This window comes from Mucilaginibacter sp. (assembly GCF_035492695.1).
Taxonomy (GTDB): Bacteria; Bacteroidota; Bacteroidia; order Sphingobacteriales; family Sphingobacteriaceae; genus Mucilaginibacter.
This window is the reverse complement of record NZ_DATJJC010000020.1, coordinates 41,055-57,868: the sequence shown is the minus strand read 5'-3', so window position 1 is coordinate 57,868 and position 16,814 is coordinate 41,055. Positions and strand designations below refer to the sequence as shown.

Sequence of the window (16,814 nt, the reverse complement as noted above, 5' to 3'; positions counted from 1 at the left end):
CTTATAATTCGTTGAGTTCTGTTAACTCCATCCATCGACGGCTTTTTTCATCCAGGCTATTTGTCAACTCCTCGATTTGCCTTGCCAGGTCGCTTAATTGATTATGATCCGCAAGCCCGGAGTTTAACTGCTCGGTCAACTTTTTTATTTCGTTCTCAATCTGTGCTATTTCTTTATCCAGGGTTTGCAACTCCAGTTGTTCTTTAAAAGCCAGCTTGCTTTTCTTGGGTTGCGCAGGCCTGGGCTCTTGCTTAGCTGCTGCCTGGTTGCTTTTGGCTTGCTGTTTTTCCTGTTCCTGTTCGTAACGATAAGACGAATAATTGCCATTAAAAATCCGTACCGAACCGTTTCCTTCCATAATAAAAAGCTGATCGGTTAGCTTATCTAACAAGTAACGGTCGTGCGAAACAAGCATCAATACGCCTGTATAGTTTATTAAAAACTCCTCCAATACATTTAAGGTATCAATATCAAGGTCATTGGTTGGCTCATCCAATATCAGGAAGTTGGGATTCTTCATTAATATCTGCAGTAATTGCAAGCGTTTCTTTTCGCCACCGCTTAGGTTAGCAATAAAGCCGTATTGTTTTTTGGGCGGGAACAGGAACAACGTAAGCAGGGCAGAGGCTGAAATGGTTTTGCCATCGGCCATAGTAATAAACTCTGCCACATTTTTTACCACATCTATTACCCGGTCATCTTCTTTGAATACTATGCCCGATTGATGGAAGTAGCCCATTACCGTTGTTTCACCTTTTTCAACCTCGCCCTTGTCGGGAATAATTATACCATTGATCAGGTTTAACAAGGTCGATTTACCGCTGCCGTTCTTGCCCGCAAGGCCTATCCGGTCGCCCTTTTTGAAAACATAATTAAAGTCGCTAATAAAAGTAGTCCCGTTAAAACCTTTATTCAGATGGTGCAGCTCCATTATTTTATTACCCTGCCGGGATGTTTTCACGCTTAATTCAACCTTTTCTTTCGGACCGTTATTTTTAGTCTTTTCTTCCAGCTCGTAAAAAGCGTTTATGCGCCCTTTTGATTTCGTGCCGCGGGCCTGTGGCTGCCTGCGCATCCATTCCAGCTCTTTACGAAGCAGGTTAGAGTTCTTTTGAAACTGCGCATCCAGTGTAGCGTCCCTTTCAGCCTTCTTTTCCAGGTAATAGCCATAATTACCATGATAGGGGAATACCTTGCCGTTATCTATCTCTAATATCTCGTTACATACATTATCCAGGAAATAACGGTCGTGGGTTACCATCAATAAAGTTTTATTGCCTTCAGTCATCAATTTTTCCAGCCACTCTATCGTATCAATGTCCAAATGGTTGGTCGGCTCATCCAGCAGGTAAACATCAGGCTCCTCTATCAATAGCCGGGCTAAGGCAAGTCGCTTTTTCTGCCCGCCCGAAAGGGTGCTGATACTTTGATTAAGGTGATGAATATCCAATCTCCCTAAAATAGTTTTGATTTTGTATTCATAATCCCAGGCGTCGCTATTACTTATCTCTTCGGTTATCTTATCAATGGCTTTGGCGTTATCAGGTTCATTTTCAAGCAATTCCTCATATTTACGGATCAATTGCTGTTGCTTGTTGTCCGAATGAAAAATATAATCGCTTATGGTATGACCTTTTTCAAAAGAAGGATCTTGTTCCAGGTAACCGAGCCGGAGATCGCGCGCCTGAACCACTTTACCTTCAGCAGGTAAAAATTGACCGGCTAATAATTTTAAGAAAGTAGATTTCCCCGCACCATTGATACCAACCAGCGCAACTCGCTGTCCGCGGTTTATACCAACAGTAATATTTTTAAATAGCCAATGGTCGTGAAATGAATGACCAAGGCTTTCGGCAGATATATAAGTACTCACGCTAATAATTTTATTTCGTCAGAAGGGTGCACAAATATACCTTCTTCCTTCTTTAATGATTCATTAAACATGGCTTGTGCGACCGTTTGTGCTGGAATGCTCCTGTATTTTTTCAGACTGCCAAGTAATAGCGGATCTACCAGTTTCATCACCCCAATGATAAAACGTTCCATCGGCCTTGATTCCTTCCGGTTGCCGGTAAGCACGCAAGGCTGATAAATTTGTAGACATTTCAGGCCAACTCGCTTAATGTCTTCTTCGATTTCACCTTTCAGTCTGGTATAAAAATTGCCTGACCCGGGATTTGCGCCGATTGAAGATACTAAATGAAATTGCTTTATATTGTTCCGTTTAGCTATCTCTGCCAACCGCAAAGGGTAGTCATGATCAATTTTTCGATAAGCTTCCAGGTCCGGAACTTTGCTTCGCGTAGTTCCTAAGCACGAGAATACCGCTTGGCCGTTGATAGATGATGAATAGTCTTCCAGCCGATCAAAATCCACCACCAATTGGACTAATTTCCTATGTTGTATTGGCAATTCCTTACGAACAAGTGCCAGTGCTTCATCATACTCAAGTCGTTCCAGTAGTATGTCTAATAAATAACTGCCAATTAGTCCGCTTGCTCCAACTATAACCACTTTATTTGGCATGTTTATTCTAATTTTGGACAAAAATAAGCATAATGAAATAATGGAATGAGAATTGTGTGTTTAAACATATAATTACTCACATAAACAAGGAGATCTTAAAATGACTAAGATATTTTACCCTGCCAACGAGCGGGGACACAGCGACTTAGGATGGTTGCAATCTGATTTTTCATTCAGCTTTGGTCCATGGTACAACCCTGAAAAGGTGCATTTTGGTATGCTGAGGGTCTTAAACGACGATACTGTTGCGGGAGGGATGGGTTTTGGTATGCACCCACACGATAACATGGAAATTATCACCGTAATGCTTTCCGGAACGCTGGAACATAAGGACAGCATGGGTAATGTGGGCCAGATAAAAGCTGGAGAGGTCCAGGTGATGTCGGCGGGGACCGGCATTATGCACTCGGAGTATAACCCTTCAAAGACGGAAGAGGCTAAATTGTTTCAAACCTGGATATTTCCCAAGAACAGGGATATCAAGCCAAGGTACGACCAGAAGAGTTTTACCGATGCCATGAAACTTAACGAATTGACTACCGTAGTATCAGGCGATAAGGATGCCGATACGCTATTTATTAACCAGGATGCAGCTATTTCATTCGGTGATTTTGAAGCAGGTAAGAAGGTACAATATGATATTAAGGTTCCCGGGAACGGCGCTTATGTATTGCAAGTTGAGGGCGAATCGGATGTTGACGGTAGTGTTTTAAACAAAAGGGACGCAATTGGTGTTTATGATACAAGTTCCTTTACCATTGAAACCAAATCGCAGTCCCGCCTGCTAATCATAGAAGTTCCGATGAGATAAAAACACGCTGCTTGCCGGTGCAATGTTATTGGGCTTAAAACAATTTGATTTTTAATTGTTTATAACAGGCATTATATCATAACCAATGGCAGACCAGGCATTACCGACGTGGAAGAAATGGCTCGAAGATAGCGGCGAACAGGTGATATTCCTGAAAGGGTTCTTCAGGAATATGTTCAGGGGCGGCTTTGAATGGTCGGAGTTTGTTCGGCAATGCTACGAAATAGGTTACAAATCGTTCACGCTGGTAGGTACTACCGCGTTTATAATGGGGTTGGTTTTAGCGTTACAGCTAAGGCCAACCCTTGTTGATTTTGGAGCCGAAAGTATGCTGCCCCGTACATTGGCAGTTTCTATTATACGCGAGATAGGTCCGGTAATCACAGCTATCATCTGCGCCGGTAAAATAGCATCAGGCATAGGTGCTGAATTGGGTAGTATGAAGGTGACAGAACAGATAGACGCCATGGATATATCCGGTGCCAACCCCATGCAATACCTGGTGGTTACCCGTATATTAGCCACCACCCTGATGGTGCCGCTGTTAACGTTGCTCGGCGACGTGCTTGGCCTTACAGGCGGCTTCCTGGCAATTAATATCTCAGGGCATGTAAGCCTGCAGCTCTATTTTAATAAGTGCATTGCTTCAATAGACTTTTCCGATCTCCTCCCTGCCTTTATCAAAACCATATTCTTCGGTTTTATCATCGGGTTTATCGGGTGTTACAAAGGCTACAACTCCAACAAAGGCACCGAAAGCGTAGGCTTATCTGCTAATTCGGCTGTGGTAGCTTCATCACTTTGGATATTCGTTGTAGACGCTATTGTGGTTCAGATAAGTAACATCCTTATTTATCATTGATATGGCACAAGTCAAAAAAAACATCGATCCTAAAACAGAGCCAACCAGCAAGAAGGGCGAGGTAGTTATCCATATTGAAGGCCTTAAGAAATCGTTCGGCGACCATGAAGTACTGAAAAATATCAACCTTGATGTTAAGCGCGGCGAAAATGTAGTGGTTTTGGGTAAATCGGGCGAGGGCAAGTCTGTCACCATCCAATGTATTGTCGGAAAGTTGGTACAGGATGAAGGTACGCTCACTGTTTTTGGCGAGGATGTATCCGAAATGAATGAAAAGGAATTAAAAGAGCTGAGAACTAAGATCGGTTTTCTTTTCCAGGGCGCGGCCCTATACGATTCAATGACTGTGCGTGAGAATATGGAGTTTCCATTAACGAGAGTATTAAGGTTGAGAGACCGCGCTGAAATAGACCAGAAAGTTGAAGAAGTGCTGGAAAGTGTGGGCCTTGCAGACGCAATAGACAAGATGCCCTCGGATCTTTCGGGAGGAATGCGCAAGCGCGCGGGATTGGCGCGAACACTGATTGTTCAGCCCGAGATCATGCTTTATGACGAGCCAACTACGGGGCTCGACCCTATCACCTCGCGTGAGATCAGTCATTTAATACTTGACATGCAAAAGAAATATAAAACTACTTCTATCATCATCACCCACGATATGGAATGCGCAAGCATAACTGCCGACCGGGTAGTAATCATGAATGAAGGTGAATATATAGCTGAAGGTTCGTTTGATGAATTGAGAAAATCAAAGGACGAGTTTATCAGGTCATTTTTTTAAAAATAAGTTATGAGAACCACTTCGGGACAAAAAATAAAGATAGGAGTATTTGCACTGGCTGGCATTGCAGTGCTGGTAGCTGCCATATTCCTTATCGGGAATAAGAGAGGATTATTTTCGAGTACCTTCCATGTTCATGGCATGTTTAAGAACGTAAGCGGCTTGCAGGTTGGTAATAATGCACGTTTTGCCGGTATCAATGTTGGCGTGGTTGAAGATATCGGAATTGTAAATGATACAACTGTAAAAGTGATGTTATCGCTTAATGAGAGTGTAAGGAAATTTATTAAAAAAGACGCGAAACTAAGTATTGGCAGCGATGGGCTGATGGGTGATAAATTGGTTGTTATATCACCCGGTGGAGCCGAAACAAATGACATGGTAAAAAATGGTGACGAATTGGCGGCCATTAATCCGGTTGATGTAGATAAGATCATAAAAAAAGTAACCGGGATTGCCGATGATGCAGGCAACCTGATCGCGAGTCTTGCCAGTATTGTAGACAAAGTTGATAATGGCAAGGGAAGCATCGGCAGGCTGCTGAATAATGATAAAATGGCCAAGAACCTTGAAGGCACTATAAAGCAGGCTCAAAGCACTATTGCGACAGTTCATAAAACTTCGGGTACGTTGAATGAGGACCTGAAGGCTGCCCAGCATAACTTCTTGCTACGGGGATTTTTTAAGGATAAGAAAAAGAAACAGGAAAAGGCCCGGCAGGATTCGATCAAAAAAGTTAAAAAGGACTCGATAAAAAGAGCAAAGGCCGCTCAGCAGGACTCGATTAAAAAGGCAGGAAATTAATTCTTGTAAAAAACAGAAGACCAGCTGAATTCCAGCTGGTCTTCTTATAACTAATCTTGTCCCGGTGTTAGAGATATTTTGTCAATTCAGGCGAAAGCGGGGTAACCTGTGAACGAAAACGGTGTACCAGCTTGCCATTTTCATCTATCAGGAACTTCTCAAAATTCCACTTGATCTCGCCTGTAAAATCAGGATTTGGGGCCTCTGTCAGATATTTAAATAATGGGTCGATATCATCGCCTTTAACACTTATCTTTTGGCTAAGCGGGAAAGTAACGCCATAGTTTTTCTGGCAGAACGATTTGATCTCGACAGCTGTACCAGGCTCCTGCTGCCCAAAATTATTCGCAGGAAAGCCTACTACTACCACTTTGTCTTTGTATTGATCGGCCAGCTTTTGCAACTCGGCATATTGTGGAGTAAAGCCGCATTTGGATGCTGTGTTTACGATCAATACTTTTTTGCCTTTGTATTTAGCCAGGGAGAACGATTCGCCATCAATGTTCTTCAATTTAAAATCGTAGACGGAAGATGGCGCGACAAATAACAAAGCAAATACGAATGCTAATATTTTCATGATCTAAGAAATTTGGTTTCAGCGTGATATGACGTAAAGTTAGGGCTAATATTCTGGTTTTTATCAAACGCCGCACGTCGTACTTATGTAAAATTTCTCATACCCAAATATTGGTCTTCCTTGCCGGTCATGGTTTTTTTGGCAACTGCCGTTTTGTCGGTATAACCAAGGAGGTGAAGTGCGCCGTGAATAATTACGCGATGGAGTTCATTTGCTTCGCCGGTGGCAAATTGTTCTGCGTTCTCGCGTATGCGATCAATAGAAATAAAAATATCACCTTCGATCATTCCGGGCTTTTCCGAATTGTCAAACGTGATAATATCTGTGTAAGTATCGTGATCCAGGTATTGCTGATTGATAGTCAGCAAATAGCTATCTGAGCAGAAAATATAATTAAGCTCCTGTAATTTATAACCTTCGGCAGCTATAGTGGCCTTAACCCACTGCTTTACCTTGAGTTTGTTTTTTAGATCGAAACGGATGTCTTCTTCAAAAAAATTTACAGAGGGCATTATATTTTAAAATGAAGTTCCACTTCATTTCCGGTCGAGTTGAATACGCACTGGTCGGCGAGCTGTTTTACGATAAAAACGCCCCTGCCTGTCAAGTTTTCAAGATTTTCAACGGCGGTAGGGTCGGGTAAATGCTCGTAGTCAAAGCCTGGTCCTTCGTCGGTGATCGTCCATATCACGCGTTTCGGATCTACTTCGGCGTTGACGATCACTTTTTTGCTTTCGTCCAGTTTGTTGCCGTGTACAATAGCATTTATAGCGATCTCGTTAAGACAAGTCATCATATTAGCGAACGTATCTTCACTAACGTTATGCTTGTCAGCAATTTGCTCAATAAGGTTTTCCAGCAACGTTATGCTCTCCGGTTTTGACGGAAGCTGTAAAGTATAAAGTTCACTGGTCTGAACGTTCGCTTCTTGCATACTAATGGGCATTAAGTTGATCAAAGTAAGATTTTATTTTTTGTTTATAATACAAATTAAGTGCCGGAGATACAGTCTTAACTTGTTCGGTTTGTTTTTCATTAAGTTTCTGATAATCCTGTAACGCTTTTATGTATCCCGGAGGCAGATCTTTTCCGGCATTGCTTTCGCGCTGCTGGTCCTGCTCTTGTTGCCGTTCAGCTTTCTCAGCTTCAAGTAGCCTGGTTTGGATCTGTTGTTGCCTCTTTAGCAGATCATCAGTTATTCTCCTGTTTACGATATCGTTTTCAGTTTGTTCCATTTCTTTTGAAATTTTGTCCAAATTGCCTAAACGACCTGTACCATCTTTATTCTCTTCCTGATTGATCTTATCAAGCGCCTCTCTTATTATTTGCTGCTCGCGGGCCATTCTCGCTAACTGCTGGCTCATGCCGCTTCGCTGACTTTGCGACATATTACCCTGTTTTTGCAATTGATCGCGCATCTTTTGCATATTCTGGTTCAATTGCTGCTGCATTTTGTTAAGCTGCGACAACGAGGGCTGTTTCGATTTTCCACCACCGCCTTTGGAGTTTTTCATCGAGTTCTGCAACTGCTCCAGTGCCTCGTTCAGCATCAGCGCCAGGTTATTCATCGATGTCATGGCATATTGCTGGTTTCGACCGGCCTCCGGTGTACGGCGATCGCTCAAATTATCCAGCGCCTTATCAATATGTTCATTGATGCCCGCTATCTCCTGGTTGACAGTTGATTGTATTTGCGGAACCCTTTTGCTCAACGAATATAAACTATCTTCTGCTGTTTTTAAATTATCTTTTATATCTTTTTGTTTTTGTGCTAATATACTATAATTTGGATCGGAAGGAGATGTGTTTTTTAATGTCTCCATCACCTTTTCCTGGTCGAATGAGCTGTTAACGAGATTTTTCAATAATTCGCGTAATTGCTGAGCGTCAACATTGTTCTGACTATCCTCCTGTTCTTCATTTTTTTGCTGCAATTTACTGGCTAACTGCTGCATTTGTTTAGAAGCTTCCTGCTGGTGTTGCGATGCGCTCTGTTTGTCGTTCTTCTGTAAACTTTCAGAACTCTGCTGCATTTGCTGGTCGATTTTTTGCTCGTCATCTTTTGGATTTTCAAACTCATTTTTCTTTCCCGAAGCCTCATCCTGTTTTTGCAGATCGTCCAATGATTTCTTTACATCCTGGAAATCCTGCTTCAGTTTTTCCTGTTGCTGCTGCAATTCCTGCTGACTGGCGTCGCTCTGTTTTGCCTGGTCCGCTAATTTTTGCTGCTTTTCCGCAAGCTGATTTAGTTGATTAACGCTCTGGTCTAATTTTTGGTCAAATTCCAGTTTTTTGTACAATTCCAATATACGGTCAAGCTCTTTCCGCAGAGATTTATTGTCCATTTGCATTTTAGAAAGCTGATCTCGGGTTCCGTCTTTTTGCTCTTCGTTCATTAACTCCTGCAGTTTTTGAAGCAGGTCGCGTGTTTTCTGATCGAGTACATTGTTGAACAGGTTCTCTATCTGTTTTTGCTTTTCTTCAAGCTCTTTGGTTTGTTGCTGATTTTCCTTACGCTCATAAGCATTTTTTTTGTTTTCGGCCTGTATGTCTTTCACAAGGTCATCCAGCTCTTTCTTTTTTTCCAGCAAATCGTCTATTTGTTTTTTCTCATCAAAAGAGAGCGTATTCTTATTCAGCAGCATTTGATTGAGCTTTTGTGAATCATGCTCTATCTGGCCGGCAAGTTTGATAGCAGACTCCATTTTTTCCTTTACTACTTGTGTGCCTTTGTCAAGCTGATCGTTAACTTGCTTCTGATCAGGAACGTTCAATGTTCGCTCCGGGGAGCGTACTTTTTTTGGCCCTTTAACGCCATCGTTATCAGCAACTTCAAAATAGTACGAAATATGGTCGCCGGGTTTGGCTCCAAATTCCTTTAGGTTCCAGTAATAAAAAAAATCGGATTGAGATTGGTCCAGATCCGCTTTTACTGGTTTTGATATCATCTTTTCTCCACTCTTATTTCCCGGGATGCCTACCCTATAATTAAAAGTGAGCGAACTAAATCCATGATCATCCTGTATCTTACCATTAAAATATATAGCCTTGCTGCTTACCGAGTCATTTTTTTCGTTGACGGTGATCGCGGGCAGCTCATCCGGTATGGCATTGATACGGTAAGTTGCAGAATCGCCGCGGGCTACAGCATTGCTAACGGGGTTCAATTTGTATATGGAATTCTTTAAAATCCGTTCGGTATGTTCAAAAACATCTGCGCCCCCGGGATTCGCCGCCATGGTTTTTTCGTTGATACTAAAGAGAATCCCATCGGCATTTTGCGTGTGCAATTGCCATTTTACAACGGTTCCGGCCGGGACAGTAAGATCGCCGGCATTAGAGATGGTCTCGTTTTTCTTATGAAGATATGAGGGGTAAGTAAAAGCCACATCGAAATGAAGCAGCGATGGCTTTAAGCTCACCTTTACTTCGTAGGCTTTTGACTGAAACCCATTCCCGATGAACCGGAACGAGGTGTTTTTTTGAAGGTTGCTAAACTGGTAGTGAAACCGGGTGATATTTTCCTTGTCAAGCTTAAATGTGTTACTGCCCGTTTCAATATAGACATCGGCAGGCAGTTTATCGCCGTCAATTTTCAGATCAATTTTCAGGTCCTGTCCCTGTATCGCAGAAAGAGAATTATTAAGCAATACAAACTTGAAAGGCGCTACCGGTTCGAAGTATTCGTTATGGCGTATCAGTTTTTTTGTGCTTTCCGTGAGTATTGATGGTGCCGCCAGGGCGATGACACAAATAGTTGCGACGGGAAAGATGATCCATTTTAAATATTTTGTATTCTCGCGGATATTGACGGCTGATGGAAAACGTACCGGTTTAAGTGTTTCTATTTTCTGATCGATACTGGCTTCGATCAAGGCCTGGCTTTCTGGGCTGTTATCAGCAAGTTTTTTAAGTTGAAGGGTATTCAGCAGCCTGTCGCTAACATCTGTAAAATGTTTTCCGATGATCTCGGCGGCCTGGTCGTGCGTAATAGTTTTGCCCAATCTGAGCCATGCCATTAACGACGGGATGATCAGCCACGCGATCAAACCCAGATTAAGCATGATAAAGAAATAGAAAAGGAATGTCCGGAAAGTGGTGTTAAAGTCACCGTAATATTCACTTACGGTTATAATGACATAAGCCGAAAACAGACCCGCACCCAGGAATATCAGGCCCCGTAATAAATTGTTGAGGTAATACTTGCGGATGAAAGTATTAATCTTCCCTATCAACAACTCGTAGTTTTCCGGTGTCCGCATAGTTATCAGGTACCCAATCCGTCATTAAACGGATAAGGATGATCAAAATTATAACATTTAAATGAGAATTATATAGCCTTAAAAGACAGGAATGGTCGTACCTTTGTAAGGTAAACTTATTAGTTTAACTAACTAATTTTTAATATGGCTTCAAACCAGGAACCCCAGCTTGCTACCTCCCTGCGCAATTTACTTACCCGGTTGGTAAAGAAATTACGTAAAGAATCGGTAACCGGCCAACAACTTTCGTTGACGGAGCGCTCAAGTATGGCGCTGCTGCAGGAATATAAGCAACTGCTCCCAAGCGAACTGGCATCGATGGAGAAAATTACCAACCAAAGCATGTCGCAAATATTGGGTCATTTGTTTGAGCTTGGATACGTCAGCCGTAAGGGGTCAGAAACAGACAAGCGTAAAGTACTGATTTCACTGACATCTGAAGGTGAAAAAATGCTTACCCAAATGCGTAACGAACGCGACGAGTGGCTTGCCAAAGCGATAAAGGAAAGCTGTACAGATGAAGAACAGGAGTGGTTGCACCGGGCGTTGGGGCCTCTTAAAAAATTAGTGGATATGGATTAAATAGAACGGTTTGCAGACCGTTCGGTGTGAAATTTACTCAATGAAAATAACAACCTTCAACGCTTTTAAAAGCCGTAATTACCGGCTTTACATAACCGGGCAATCCGTTTCGCTGATAGGCACATGGATGCAAAAAACAGCGGTAAGCTGGGTCATCTATTCGCTTACTCACTCAACATTTATGCTTGGGCTCACGCTTTTTGCAAGCCAGTTCCCGTCATTTTTATTTTCGCTGATGGGTGGGGTGGTGTCCGACAGGTACGACCGTTTCAAAGTACTTTTGGGTACGCAGATAGCATCGATGGTGCAGGCAACCATACTGGCGGTACTCATTCTGCTGGGACACTACGCAGTTTGGGAAATACTGGCTTTGAGTGTTCTGCTCGGTATCATTAATGCTTTCGATGTGCCGGCAAGGCAAGCGCTGGTATTTGAAATGATAGACGACAAAAAGGATCTGCCCAATGCATTGGCACTCAACTCATCAATGGTCAATTTGTCGCGGCTCATCGGCCCGGCGATCGCCGGGTTTGTTTTAGAAACCATGGGTGATGGTACTTGCTTCCTGCTGAATGCTTTGAGTTTCCTGGCGGTGATAGGCTCTTTATTAATGATGCGGTTACCAAAATATATGGGCACCGTTCATGCCAAAAATGTCATCGGAGAATTAAAGGATGGATTCGAATACCTTAAAAAGACCCCATCAATTGCATTCATTATCCTGATGCTTGGCCTTATCAGCCTATTTGTTTTGCCTTACAGTACATTGCTGCCGGTATATGCCAAAGATATTTTTAAAGGGACGGCATCTACTTTTGGCGTTCTTGACAGCGTGATTGGGTTAGGTGCCTTTGGCGGGGCTATATTCCTTGCGTCGCTTAAGGCAGGGAGCAACCTGAAGAAAATACTGGCTATTAATACGCTTGTATTTGGAGCCGGGCTTATCCTTTTCTCACATGAAGGAAATTACCCGCTGGCGCTGGTGTTTGCAACAGTAGCCGGATTTGGCATGATGTCGCAGATAACGGTAAGCAATACACTAATTCAAACTACTGTAGAACCCCACATGCGCGGCCGTGTGATCAGCTATTATGCGATGGCCTTTTTTGGGATGCAGCCGCTGGGCGGGTTGCTGATCGGGTCGGTATCAAAATGGATCGGGACGCCTGATACAATGTTGGCAGAGGGCATTATAGCTTTATTAATAGGCGTATTGCATTTCAGATTTTTGCGCAGGGAAAAATTAAGGAAACAACAGGATATTGACGTTGCGGAAGAACAGAACATGCAAATAGCTTAGTATCAGTTGACCGCCAGCGATTGCTGTTTGACTGATACCATGGTAGCCGGATCGTCGCCATTGATAAATACTTTACCTTTTTCTTTTACCACTTTGCCGGTTACTGAGATGAAATGACCGTTCACATCCTGAAATGTACTGGCCGGTTGTAATTTGGATTCATCACTCAATTTTAGAACAACGCCCTTTGAAAGGTACTTGCTGCCAAAGGTAATGACCCAGGTTTTCGACTTAGGTTCCCGCTCAATCTTATATACATATCCGTAAGCCGACACCTTTTGCCCTACATATTTTGACGCCTCCTGCCCGGGGATGATATTTTGGGCCGATGCCCTGAATGCTAAAAATAACAGCGCTATGATGAAAATCTTTTTCATGTGACTGTAGTTAATTTGTTTGTGGTTAATGTCTCAATCAACCGCCCATGAAATCAAAGTACTTTAAATAAAGTATTTATAACAGTTAGCTATCAGAATATTATATCCCACTAACTATAATGCAAATCTGATCTAAATATACTTAACATACAAATGGTTATGCTCTTTTGTTAATAAGTATTTAACTATTAAATTATAAAAGAGTTTTATTTATTTAAAAAATTATATTGTTTGTTTTCAGTTACTTACAATGCAGATAAAATAATGCTTAATAATAAATTAATTTACTCCCGCCAAAATATTCGGATGAATAAAAAGATTTTAGCCAGTTATAAATTTCACAGGTAAAAAGTATATTTGTAACCCCTGTTTTCGGGATGTAGCGTAGCCCGGTATCGCGCCAGCATGGGGTGCTGGAGGTCGGAAGTTCGAATCTTCTCATCCCGACTTATTGTCGGAGGCCTTATGAATTTTTTCATAAGGCTTTTTTTTCCTTATTTATTAATTAAGCCCTGTCGGCACGGTTACCCTGCAGCATTACGTTCGATGTATTCCTGAATTGACGTGATTTTCATGCCTGGATGTTCCCATAAACCCTCAAATACTATGAAAGGCTATTGAAAGGTACGTTCGATATCGATCTGCACTACTTTGGCGCAATACAATGCCGTTTCGCGGTCACTGTATTTCCGACCCAGGTATAAATTTAGCGGAAATCATCGAAAGCCTTCTACCAAAAGCCGGGGGCTTTTTCGCTCGAAAGGGGCTGTCGGCAAATGCCATCAATTGTTAATTAATGTTAAATTAAATGTTTTAACACTCAAAAAAGTATTTTTCATTTAAACTACAGAATCTGAACGTAATATTGCTGTTACTGGATGGACGGCTGTAAGGATTTGTCCATTTACCTACTAAGAATATATGGCCAGAAACGCTGCATTTAAAAGAACATGCAAATTGATGGGCAACCGTTTCGAGTTAACGGTGGTATCGGATAATGAGGGGTGGGCCAACAAAAAAATTGACGCAGGCATCGCCGAGATACAAAGGATAGAACGGTTGCTGACCACTTTCAGCGATGACAGTGAAACAAACCAGGTTAACAATAATGCGGGTATTATGCCCGTTAAGGTGAGCGGCGAAACATTCGATCTTATCCGGCGCTCGATACGAATTTCGGAAATAACCCAGGGTGCGTTCGATATTACATATGGTTCCATAGATAAACGGCTCTGGAACTTCGACCAGAATATGACCGCCCTCCCGGACAGGGAAACAGCGAAAAATATGGTAAGGCTGATCAACTATCGCAATGTGATATTGGATGCAGAAAAAAGCACCGTTTTTTTGCGTGAAAAGGAAATGCGGATTGGTTTTGGGGGAATAGGCAAAGGTTATGCAGCGGAAAGGGCCAAACAAATAATGCGTGAACAGGGTGTAGAAAGTGGAGTTGTGAATGCTTCCGGCGACCTGACGGCCTGGGGTCTTCAGCCAAATGGCAAACAATGGACAGTAGGGATAGCCAACCCCGACTTACCGGAAGGTGTTTTTTCATATATGTCCATTACTGGCCTTGCGGTAGCAACATCGGGCAATTACGAAAAGTTTGTGATGATAGGCGGCAAGAAATATTCGCATACCATTAACCCGCGCACGGGCCTCCCTGTCACGGGTATAAAGAGTGTAACTATTATTACAACTAACGCCGAAATAGCGGATGCTATGGCGACACCGGTGATGATAATGGGAATAGAAACGGGTTTGCATCTGATAAACCAGATAAAGGATATAGAAGCGGTGATTATTGATGATAATGACCGAATGTATACGTCGAAGAACATTAATGTGAAATAATACCCCTTAAATATGATAACTAAAATAGCAAGACTAACGGGATGCCTTTTAATTGTAATAAGCGCATCATCCTGCGTTCATTTGAAAGAATACCAAAAGAACAGGATCAATGATTCGGAAATGGCATTGAGCAACCGGAAGGTTGAAAAAAACGAATTAAACTTTCAATCGTACCGCGAGGCGGCTTCAGGAGCCAATGCTGGTAAAACAGGCGGCGGATGCGGGTGCAATTAATATTCCTCACAGAAAAAAGTAAAAGATCATGAGGAAAGTATATTTATCCGTTTTAGGATTTGCATTGGTATGCCGGCTGAACGTTCATGCCCAAACCATACAGGACACGTTAAGCAGGACCAAGGCGCCAAGTTTATATACACCGGTGGAACAGCCTTCGGGAAGCGCTTATAATCCGCAGGCGTTGCACGTGGACGAGGTCAACCTCGTATCAAGTTATTATCTGCAAAATGGGAACCACTCCGCAGTTACAGGAGGTATCGGTACAGAACATGTCACGGACATATCGAACGGCATCGATTTGAAATTACTTTGGGGCGACCCGAAAGTATTAACAAATTCAATAACGCTTGGCCTCGGCATCGATCACCACACGTCAGCCTCGTCAGCCTATGTAAACCTTAGTGGCGCATCCAAACAGGGCGGAAGCCGGGTTTACCCATCAATTGACTGGACAAAGGAGAACATAAAGAAAGGCAGCAGCTTCGGTTTAGGCGCTTATTATTCGGGCGAATACAATTATAAATCGTTAGGGGCCGATCTGCATTTTTCGCAAAAGACTACGGACAGAATGGGCGAGTTTGGCGCGAAGATACAGGCATATTTTGACCATGTGACGTTAATATATCCTTCGGAGTTTATACCCACGTCGACAACTACCGAAGACGTGATAGTGACCAACGCAAGCACCAGTGGCGGCCACGGCGATAGACCAAAAATACCCACGAGCCCGAGGAATACGTTCACGGCATCCCTCAGCTATTCGCAAATCATCAATTCAAGAATGCAGATCATGTTCCTGGTCGATGGAGTGACTCAAAACGGGTACCTCAGCCTTCCTTTTCACCGGGTTTATTTTAATACCGGAAAAGATACTATTGAAAGGCTGCCGTCGACGAGGTTTAAGTTACCGGTTGGTTTTAGGCTGAATTATTTTGTTGGTGATAACATCATTGTCCGAACTTACTACCGGTACTACCTGGACAGCTGGGGAATACGATCGAACACGGCTTATGCCGAAGTGCCGGTCAAGATCACGCCATTTTTATCGGTATCACCGTTTTACAGGTATTACAACCAATCGGCGGCAAAATATTTTGCACCGTACGGGGTTCACGATCAAACAGATGAGTACTATACCAGCAACTACGAATACGCCAGGTTTACTAGCAACTTTTTCGGGGTTGGTCTCAGGGTTGCCCCACCTAAAGGCGTCTTCGGGTGGCAAAACCTGCACGACCTTGAGTTGCGTTACGGGCATTACTCGCAGAATACCAACCTGGTATCAGATGTAGTGTCATTAAGTCTCAGTTTTAAATAAATAATGGTTCTACAATAAAAAGAAAACGATATGAAAGTGTTAACCATATTTTTTATGATGTTTTTGCCAGGGGCAAACTGGATAGGCGATTTTGATGCTGCCAAAACAGAAGCGAACCGCGAACATAAATTGATCCTGATCAATTTTTCAGGGTCGGATTGGTGCGGCCCATGTATCCGGTTGCGGTCGGAAATACTTGAGTCGGCAACGTTTGTAAATTATGCATCGAACCACCTGGTGCTGGTACGCGCTGATTTCCCCAGGCAAAAGAAAAACCAGCTTCCAAAGGACCAGGTAAAGCGTAACGAGGCTTTGGCAGACAAGTACAATAGCGACGGGAAATTCCCATACACATTACTGGTTGATGAGCACGGGAAGGTGCTTAGAACGTGGGATGGTTTTCCAAACGAAACGCCCGACCAATTTGTATCGGATATCAGCGGTATCCAATCGGATCAGTAGCGAATCACCTGTTTTTATAGAAGTACGGGCCACCTATTAAAGGTGGCTTTTTTATGTGCCC

General features: G+C 42.8%; 17 protein-coding genes and 1 tRNA gene. 11 read left to right on the top strand and 7 right to left on the bottom strand.

Annotation, left to right across the window (positions count from 1 at the left end; all coding sequences use genetic code 11):
- Position 1: 1 nt before the first annotated feature.
- Together VL525_RS13180 and VL525_RS13175 are read right to left on the bottom strand one after the other, a co-directional pair.
- The gene (locus tag VL525_RS13180; RefSeq protein WP_325387302.1) at positions 2–1,873 is read right to left on the bottom strand and encodes an ABC-F family ATP-binding cassette domain-containing protein; all 1,872 of its coding nucleotides are present in this window, start codon (positions 1,871–1,873) and stop codon (positions 2–4) included.
- Positions 1,870–2,526, bottom strand: a complete 657-nt coding sequence (locus VL525_RS13175; RefSeq protein ID WP_325387300.1) for an NAD(P)H-binding protein — start codon at positions 2,524–2,526, stop codon at positions 1,870–1,872. Before VL525_RS13175 ends, VL525_RS13180 begins: the two co-directional genes overlap by 4 nt.
- Before the next feature lie 100 nt (positions 2,527–2,626).
- Between VL525_RS13175 and VL525_RS13170 the strand changes: the two genes are divergently transcribed.
- The 4 genes from VL525_RS13170 to VL525_RS13155 all read left to right on the top strand — a co-directional run bounded on the left by VL525_RS13170 (position 2,627) and on the right by VL525_RS13155 (position 5,784).
- Positions 2,627–3,337: a pirin family protein gene (locus VL525_RS13170; RefSeq protein WP_325387298.1), complete on the top strand. Its 711-nt coding sequence runs from the start codon at positions 2,627–2,629 to the stop codon at positions 3,335–3,337.
- A gap of 85 nt (positions 3,338–3,422) precedes the next feature.
- Entirely contained in the window at positions 3,423–4,199 is a 777-nt protein-coding gene (locus VL525_RS13165) for an ABC transporter permease (RefSeq protein ID WP_325387296.1), read from the top strand.
- Position 4,200: 1 nt separating this feature from the next.
- Positions 4,201–4,980 carry an ABC transporter ATP-binding protein gene (locus tag VL525_RS13160; RefSeq protein ID WP_325387294.1) on the top strand — a complete coding sequence of 260 codons (780 nt, stop codon included), beginning with the start codon at positions 4,201–4,203 and terminating at the stop codon, positions 4,978–4,980.
- Between the two features lie 9 nt (positions 4,981–4,989).
- A complete protein-coding gene (locus tag VL525_RS13155; RefSeq protein WP_325387292.1) occupies positions 4,990–5,784 on the top strand; it encodes an MlaD family protein in 795 nt (264 codons plus the stop codon).
- Positions 5,785–5,851: 67 nt separating this feature from the next.
- Here the strand turns inward: VL525_RS13155 and VL525_RS13150 are convergent, their stop codons facing one another.
- From VL525_RS13150 to VL525_RS13135, 4 genes are all read right to left on the bottom strand, one after another.
- Entirely contained in the window at positions 5,852–6,361 is a 510-nt protein-coding gene (locus VL525_RS13150) for a glutathione peroxidase (RefSeq protein WP_325387290.1), read from the bottom strand.
- A gap of 83 nt (positions 6,362–6,444) precedes the next feature.
- Positions 6,445–6,873: an rRNA maturation RNase YbeY gene (gene ybeY / locus VL525_RS13145; RefSeq protein WP_325387288.1), complete on the bottom strand. Its 429-nt coding sequence runs from the start codon at positions 6,871–6,873 to the stop codon at positions 6,445–6,447.
- The gene (locus VL525_RS13140; RefSeq protein WP_147030255.1) at positions 6,873–7,295 is read right to left on the bottom strand and encodes an ATP-binding protein; all 423 of its coding nucleotides are present in this window, start codon (positions 7,293–7,295) and stop codon (positions 6,873–6,875) included. Before VL525_RS13140 ends, ybeY begins: the two co-directional genes overlap by 1 nt.
- A 1-nt stretch (position 7,296) precedes the next feature.
- Entirely contained in the window at positions 7,297–10,623 is a 3,327-nt protein-coding gene (locus tag VL525_RS13135; protein ID WP_325387284.1) for a DUF4175 family protein, read from the bottom strand.
- Between the two features lie 144 nt (positions 10,624–10,767).
- Between VL525_RS13135 and VL525_RS13130 the strand changes: the two genes are divergently transcribed.
- Positions 10,768–11,205, top strand: coding sequence for a MarR family winged helix-turn-helix transcriptional regulator (locus VL525_RS13130; protein WP_325387282.1), 438 nt, complete (start codon positions 10,768–10,770; stop codon positions 11,203–11,205).
- Between the two features lie 40 nt (positions 11,206–11,245).
- Positions 11,246–12,505, top strand: coding sequence for an MFS transporter (locus VL525_RS13125; protein WP_325387279.1), 1,260 nt, complete (start codon positions 11,246–11,248; stop codon positions 12,503–12,505).
- A gap of 2 nt (positions 12,506–12,507) precedes the next feature.
- Here the strand turns inward: VL525_RS13125 and VL525_RS13120 are convergent, their stop codons facing one another.
- A complete protein-coding gene (locus VL525_RS13120) occupies positions 12,508–12,882 on the bottom strand; it encodes a hypothetical protein (RefSeq protein ID WP_325387277.1) in 375 nt (124 codons plus the stop codon).
- A 373-nt stretch (positions 12,883–13,255) separates the two neighbouring features.
- Between VL525_RS13120 and VL525_RS13115 the strand changes: the two genes are divergently transcribed.
- From VL525_RS13115 to VL525_RS13095, 5 genes are all read left to right on the top strand, one after another.
- Positions 13,256–13,329, top strand: a tRNA-Pro gene (locus VL525_RS13115).
- A gap of 474 nt (positions 13,330–13,803) precedes the next feature.
- Entirely contained in the window at positions 13,804–14,736 is a 933-nt protein-coding gene (locus VL525_RS13110; RefSeq protein WP_325387274.1) for an FAD:protein FMN transferase, read from the top strand.
- Positions 14,737–14,748: 12 nt separating this feature from the next.
- Positions 14,749–14,970 carry a DUF4266 domain-containing protein gene (locus VL525_RS13105; protein ID WP_325387271.1) on the top strand — a complete coding sequence of 74 codons (222 nt, stop codon included), beginning with the start codon at positions 14,749–14,751 and terminating at the stop codon, positions 14,968–14,970.
- A gap of 28 nt (positions 14,971–14,998) precedes the next feature.
- Complete coding sequence (locus tag VL525_RS13100; protein ID WP_325387267.1) at positions 14,999–16,291, top strand: DUF3570 domain-containing protein; 1,293 nt, start codon at positions 14,999–15,001, stop codon at positions 16,289–16,291.
- A 30-nt stretch (positions 16,292–16,321) separates the two neighbouring features.
- Positions 16,322–16,753 carry a thioredoxin family protein gene (locus VL525_RS13095; RefSeq protein ID WP_325387263.1) on the top strand — a complete coding sequence of 144 codons (432 nt, stop codon included), beginning with the start codon at positions 16,322–16,324 and terminating at the stop codon, positions 16,751–16,753.
- Positions 16,754–16,814 lie beyond the last annotated feature (61 nt).

What these genes read in the sequence shown, in the direction of transcription:
- VL525_RS13175 (WP_325387300.1), bottom strand. Translation starts at nt 2,526, where the DNA reads ATGCCAAATAAAGTGGTTATAGTTGGAGCAAGCGGACTAATTGGCAGT.
- ybeY (WP_325387288.1), bottom strand. Translation starts at nt 6,873, where the DNA reads ATGCCCTCTGTAAATTTTTTTGAAGAAGACATCCGTTTCGATCTAAAA.
- VL525_RS13135 (WP_325387284.1), bottom strand. Translation starts at nt 10,623, where the DNA reads ATGCGGACACCGGAAAACTACGAGTTGTTGATAGGGAAGATTAATACT.
- VL525_RS13125 (WP_325387279.1), top strand. Translation starts at nt 11,246, where the DNA reads ATGAAAATAACAACCTTCAACGCTTTTAAAAGCCGTAATTACCGGCTT.
- VL525_RS13105 (WP_325387271.1), top strand. Translation starts at nt 14,749, where the DNA reads ATGATAACTAAAATAGCAAGACTAACGGGATGCCTTTTAATTGTAATA.
- VL525_RS13120 (WP_325387277.1), bottom strand. Translation starts at nt 12,882, where the DNA reads ATGAAAAAGATTTTCATCATAGCGCTGTTATTTTTAGCATTCAGGGCA.
- VL525_RS13130 (WP_325387282.1), top strand. Translation starts at nt 10,768, where the DNA reads ATGGCTTCAAACCAGGAACCCCAGCTTGCTACCTCCCTGCGCAATTTA.
- VL525_RS13160 (WP_325387294.1), top strand. Translation starts at nt 4,201, where the DNA reads ATGGCACAAGTCAAAAAAAACATCGATCCTAAAACAGAGCCAACCAGC.
- VL525_RS13165 (WP_325387296.1), top strand. Translation starts at nt 3,423, where the DNA reads ATGGCAGACCAGGCATTACCGACGTGGAAGAAATGGCTCGAAGATAGC.
- VL525_RS13155 (WP_325387292.1), top strand. Translation starts at nt 4,990, where the DNA reads ATGAGAACCACTTCGGGACAAAAAATAAAGATAGGAGTATTTGCACTG.
- VL525_RS13095 (WP_325387263.1), top strand. Translation starts at nt 16,322, where the DNA reads ATGAAAGTGTTAACCATATTTTTTATGATGTTTTTGCCAGGGGCAAAC.
- VL525_RS13170 (WP_325387298.1), top strand. Translation starts at nt 2,627, where the DNA reads ATGACTAAGATATTTTACCCTGCCAACGAGCGGGGACACAGCGACTTA.
- VL525_RS13110 (WP_325387274.1), top strand. Translation starts at nt 13,804, where the DNA reads ATGGCCAGAAACGCTGCATTTAAAAGAACATGCAAATTGATGGGCAAC.
- VL525_RS13150 (WP_325387290.1), bottom strand. Translation starts at nt 6,361, where the DNA reads ATGAAAATATTAGCATTCGTATTTGCTTTGTTATTTGTCGCGCCATCT.
- VL525_RS13100 (WP_325387267.1), top strand. Translation starts at nt 14,999, where the DNA reads ATGAGGAAAGTATATTTATCCGTTTTAGGATTTGCATTGGTATGCCGG.
- VL525_RS13140 (WP_147030255.1), bottom strand. Translation starts at nt 7,295, where the DNA reads ATGCAAGAAGCGAACGTTCAGACCAGTGAACTTTATACTTTACAGCTT.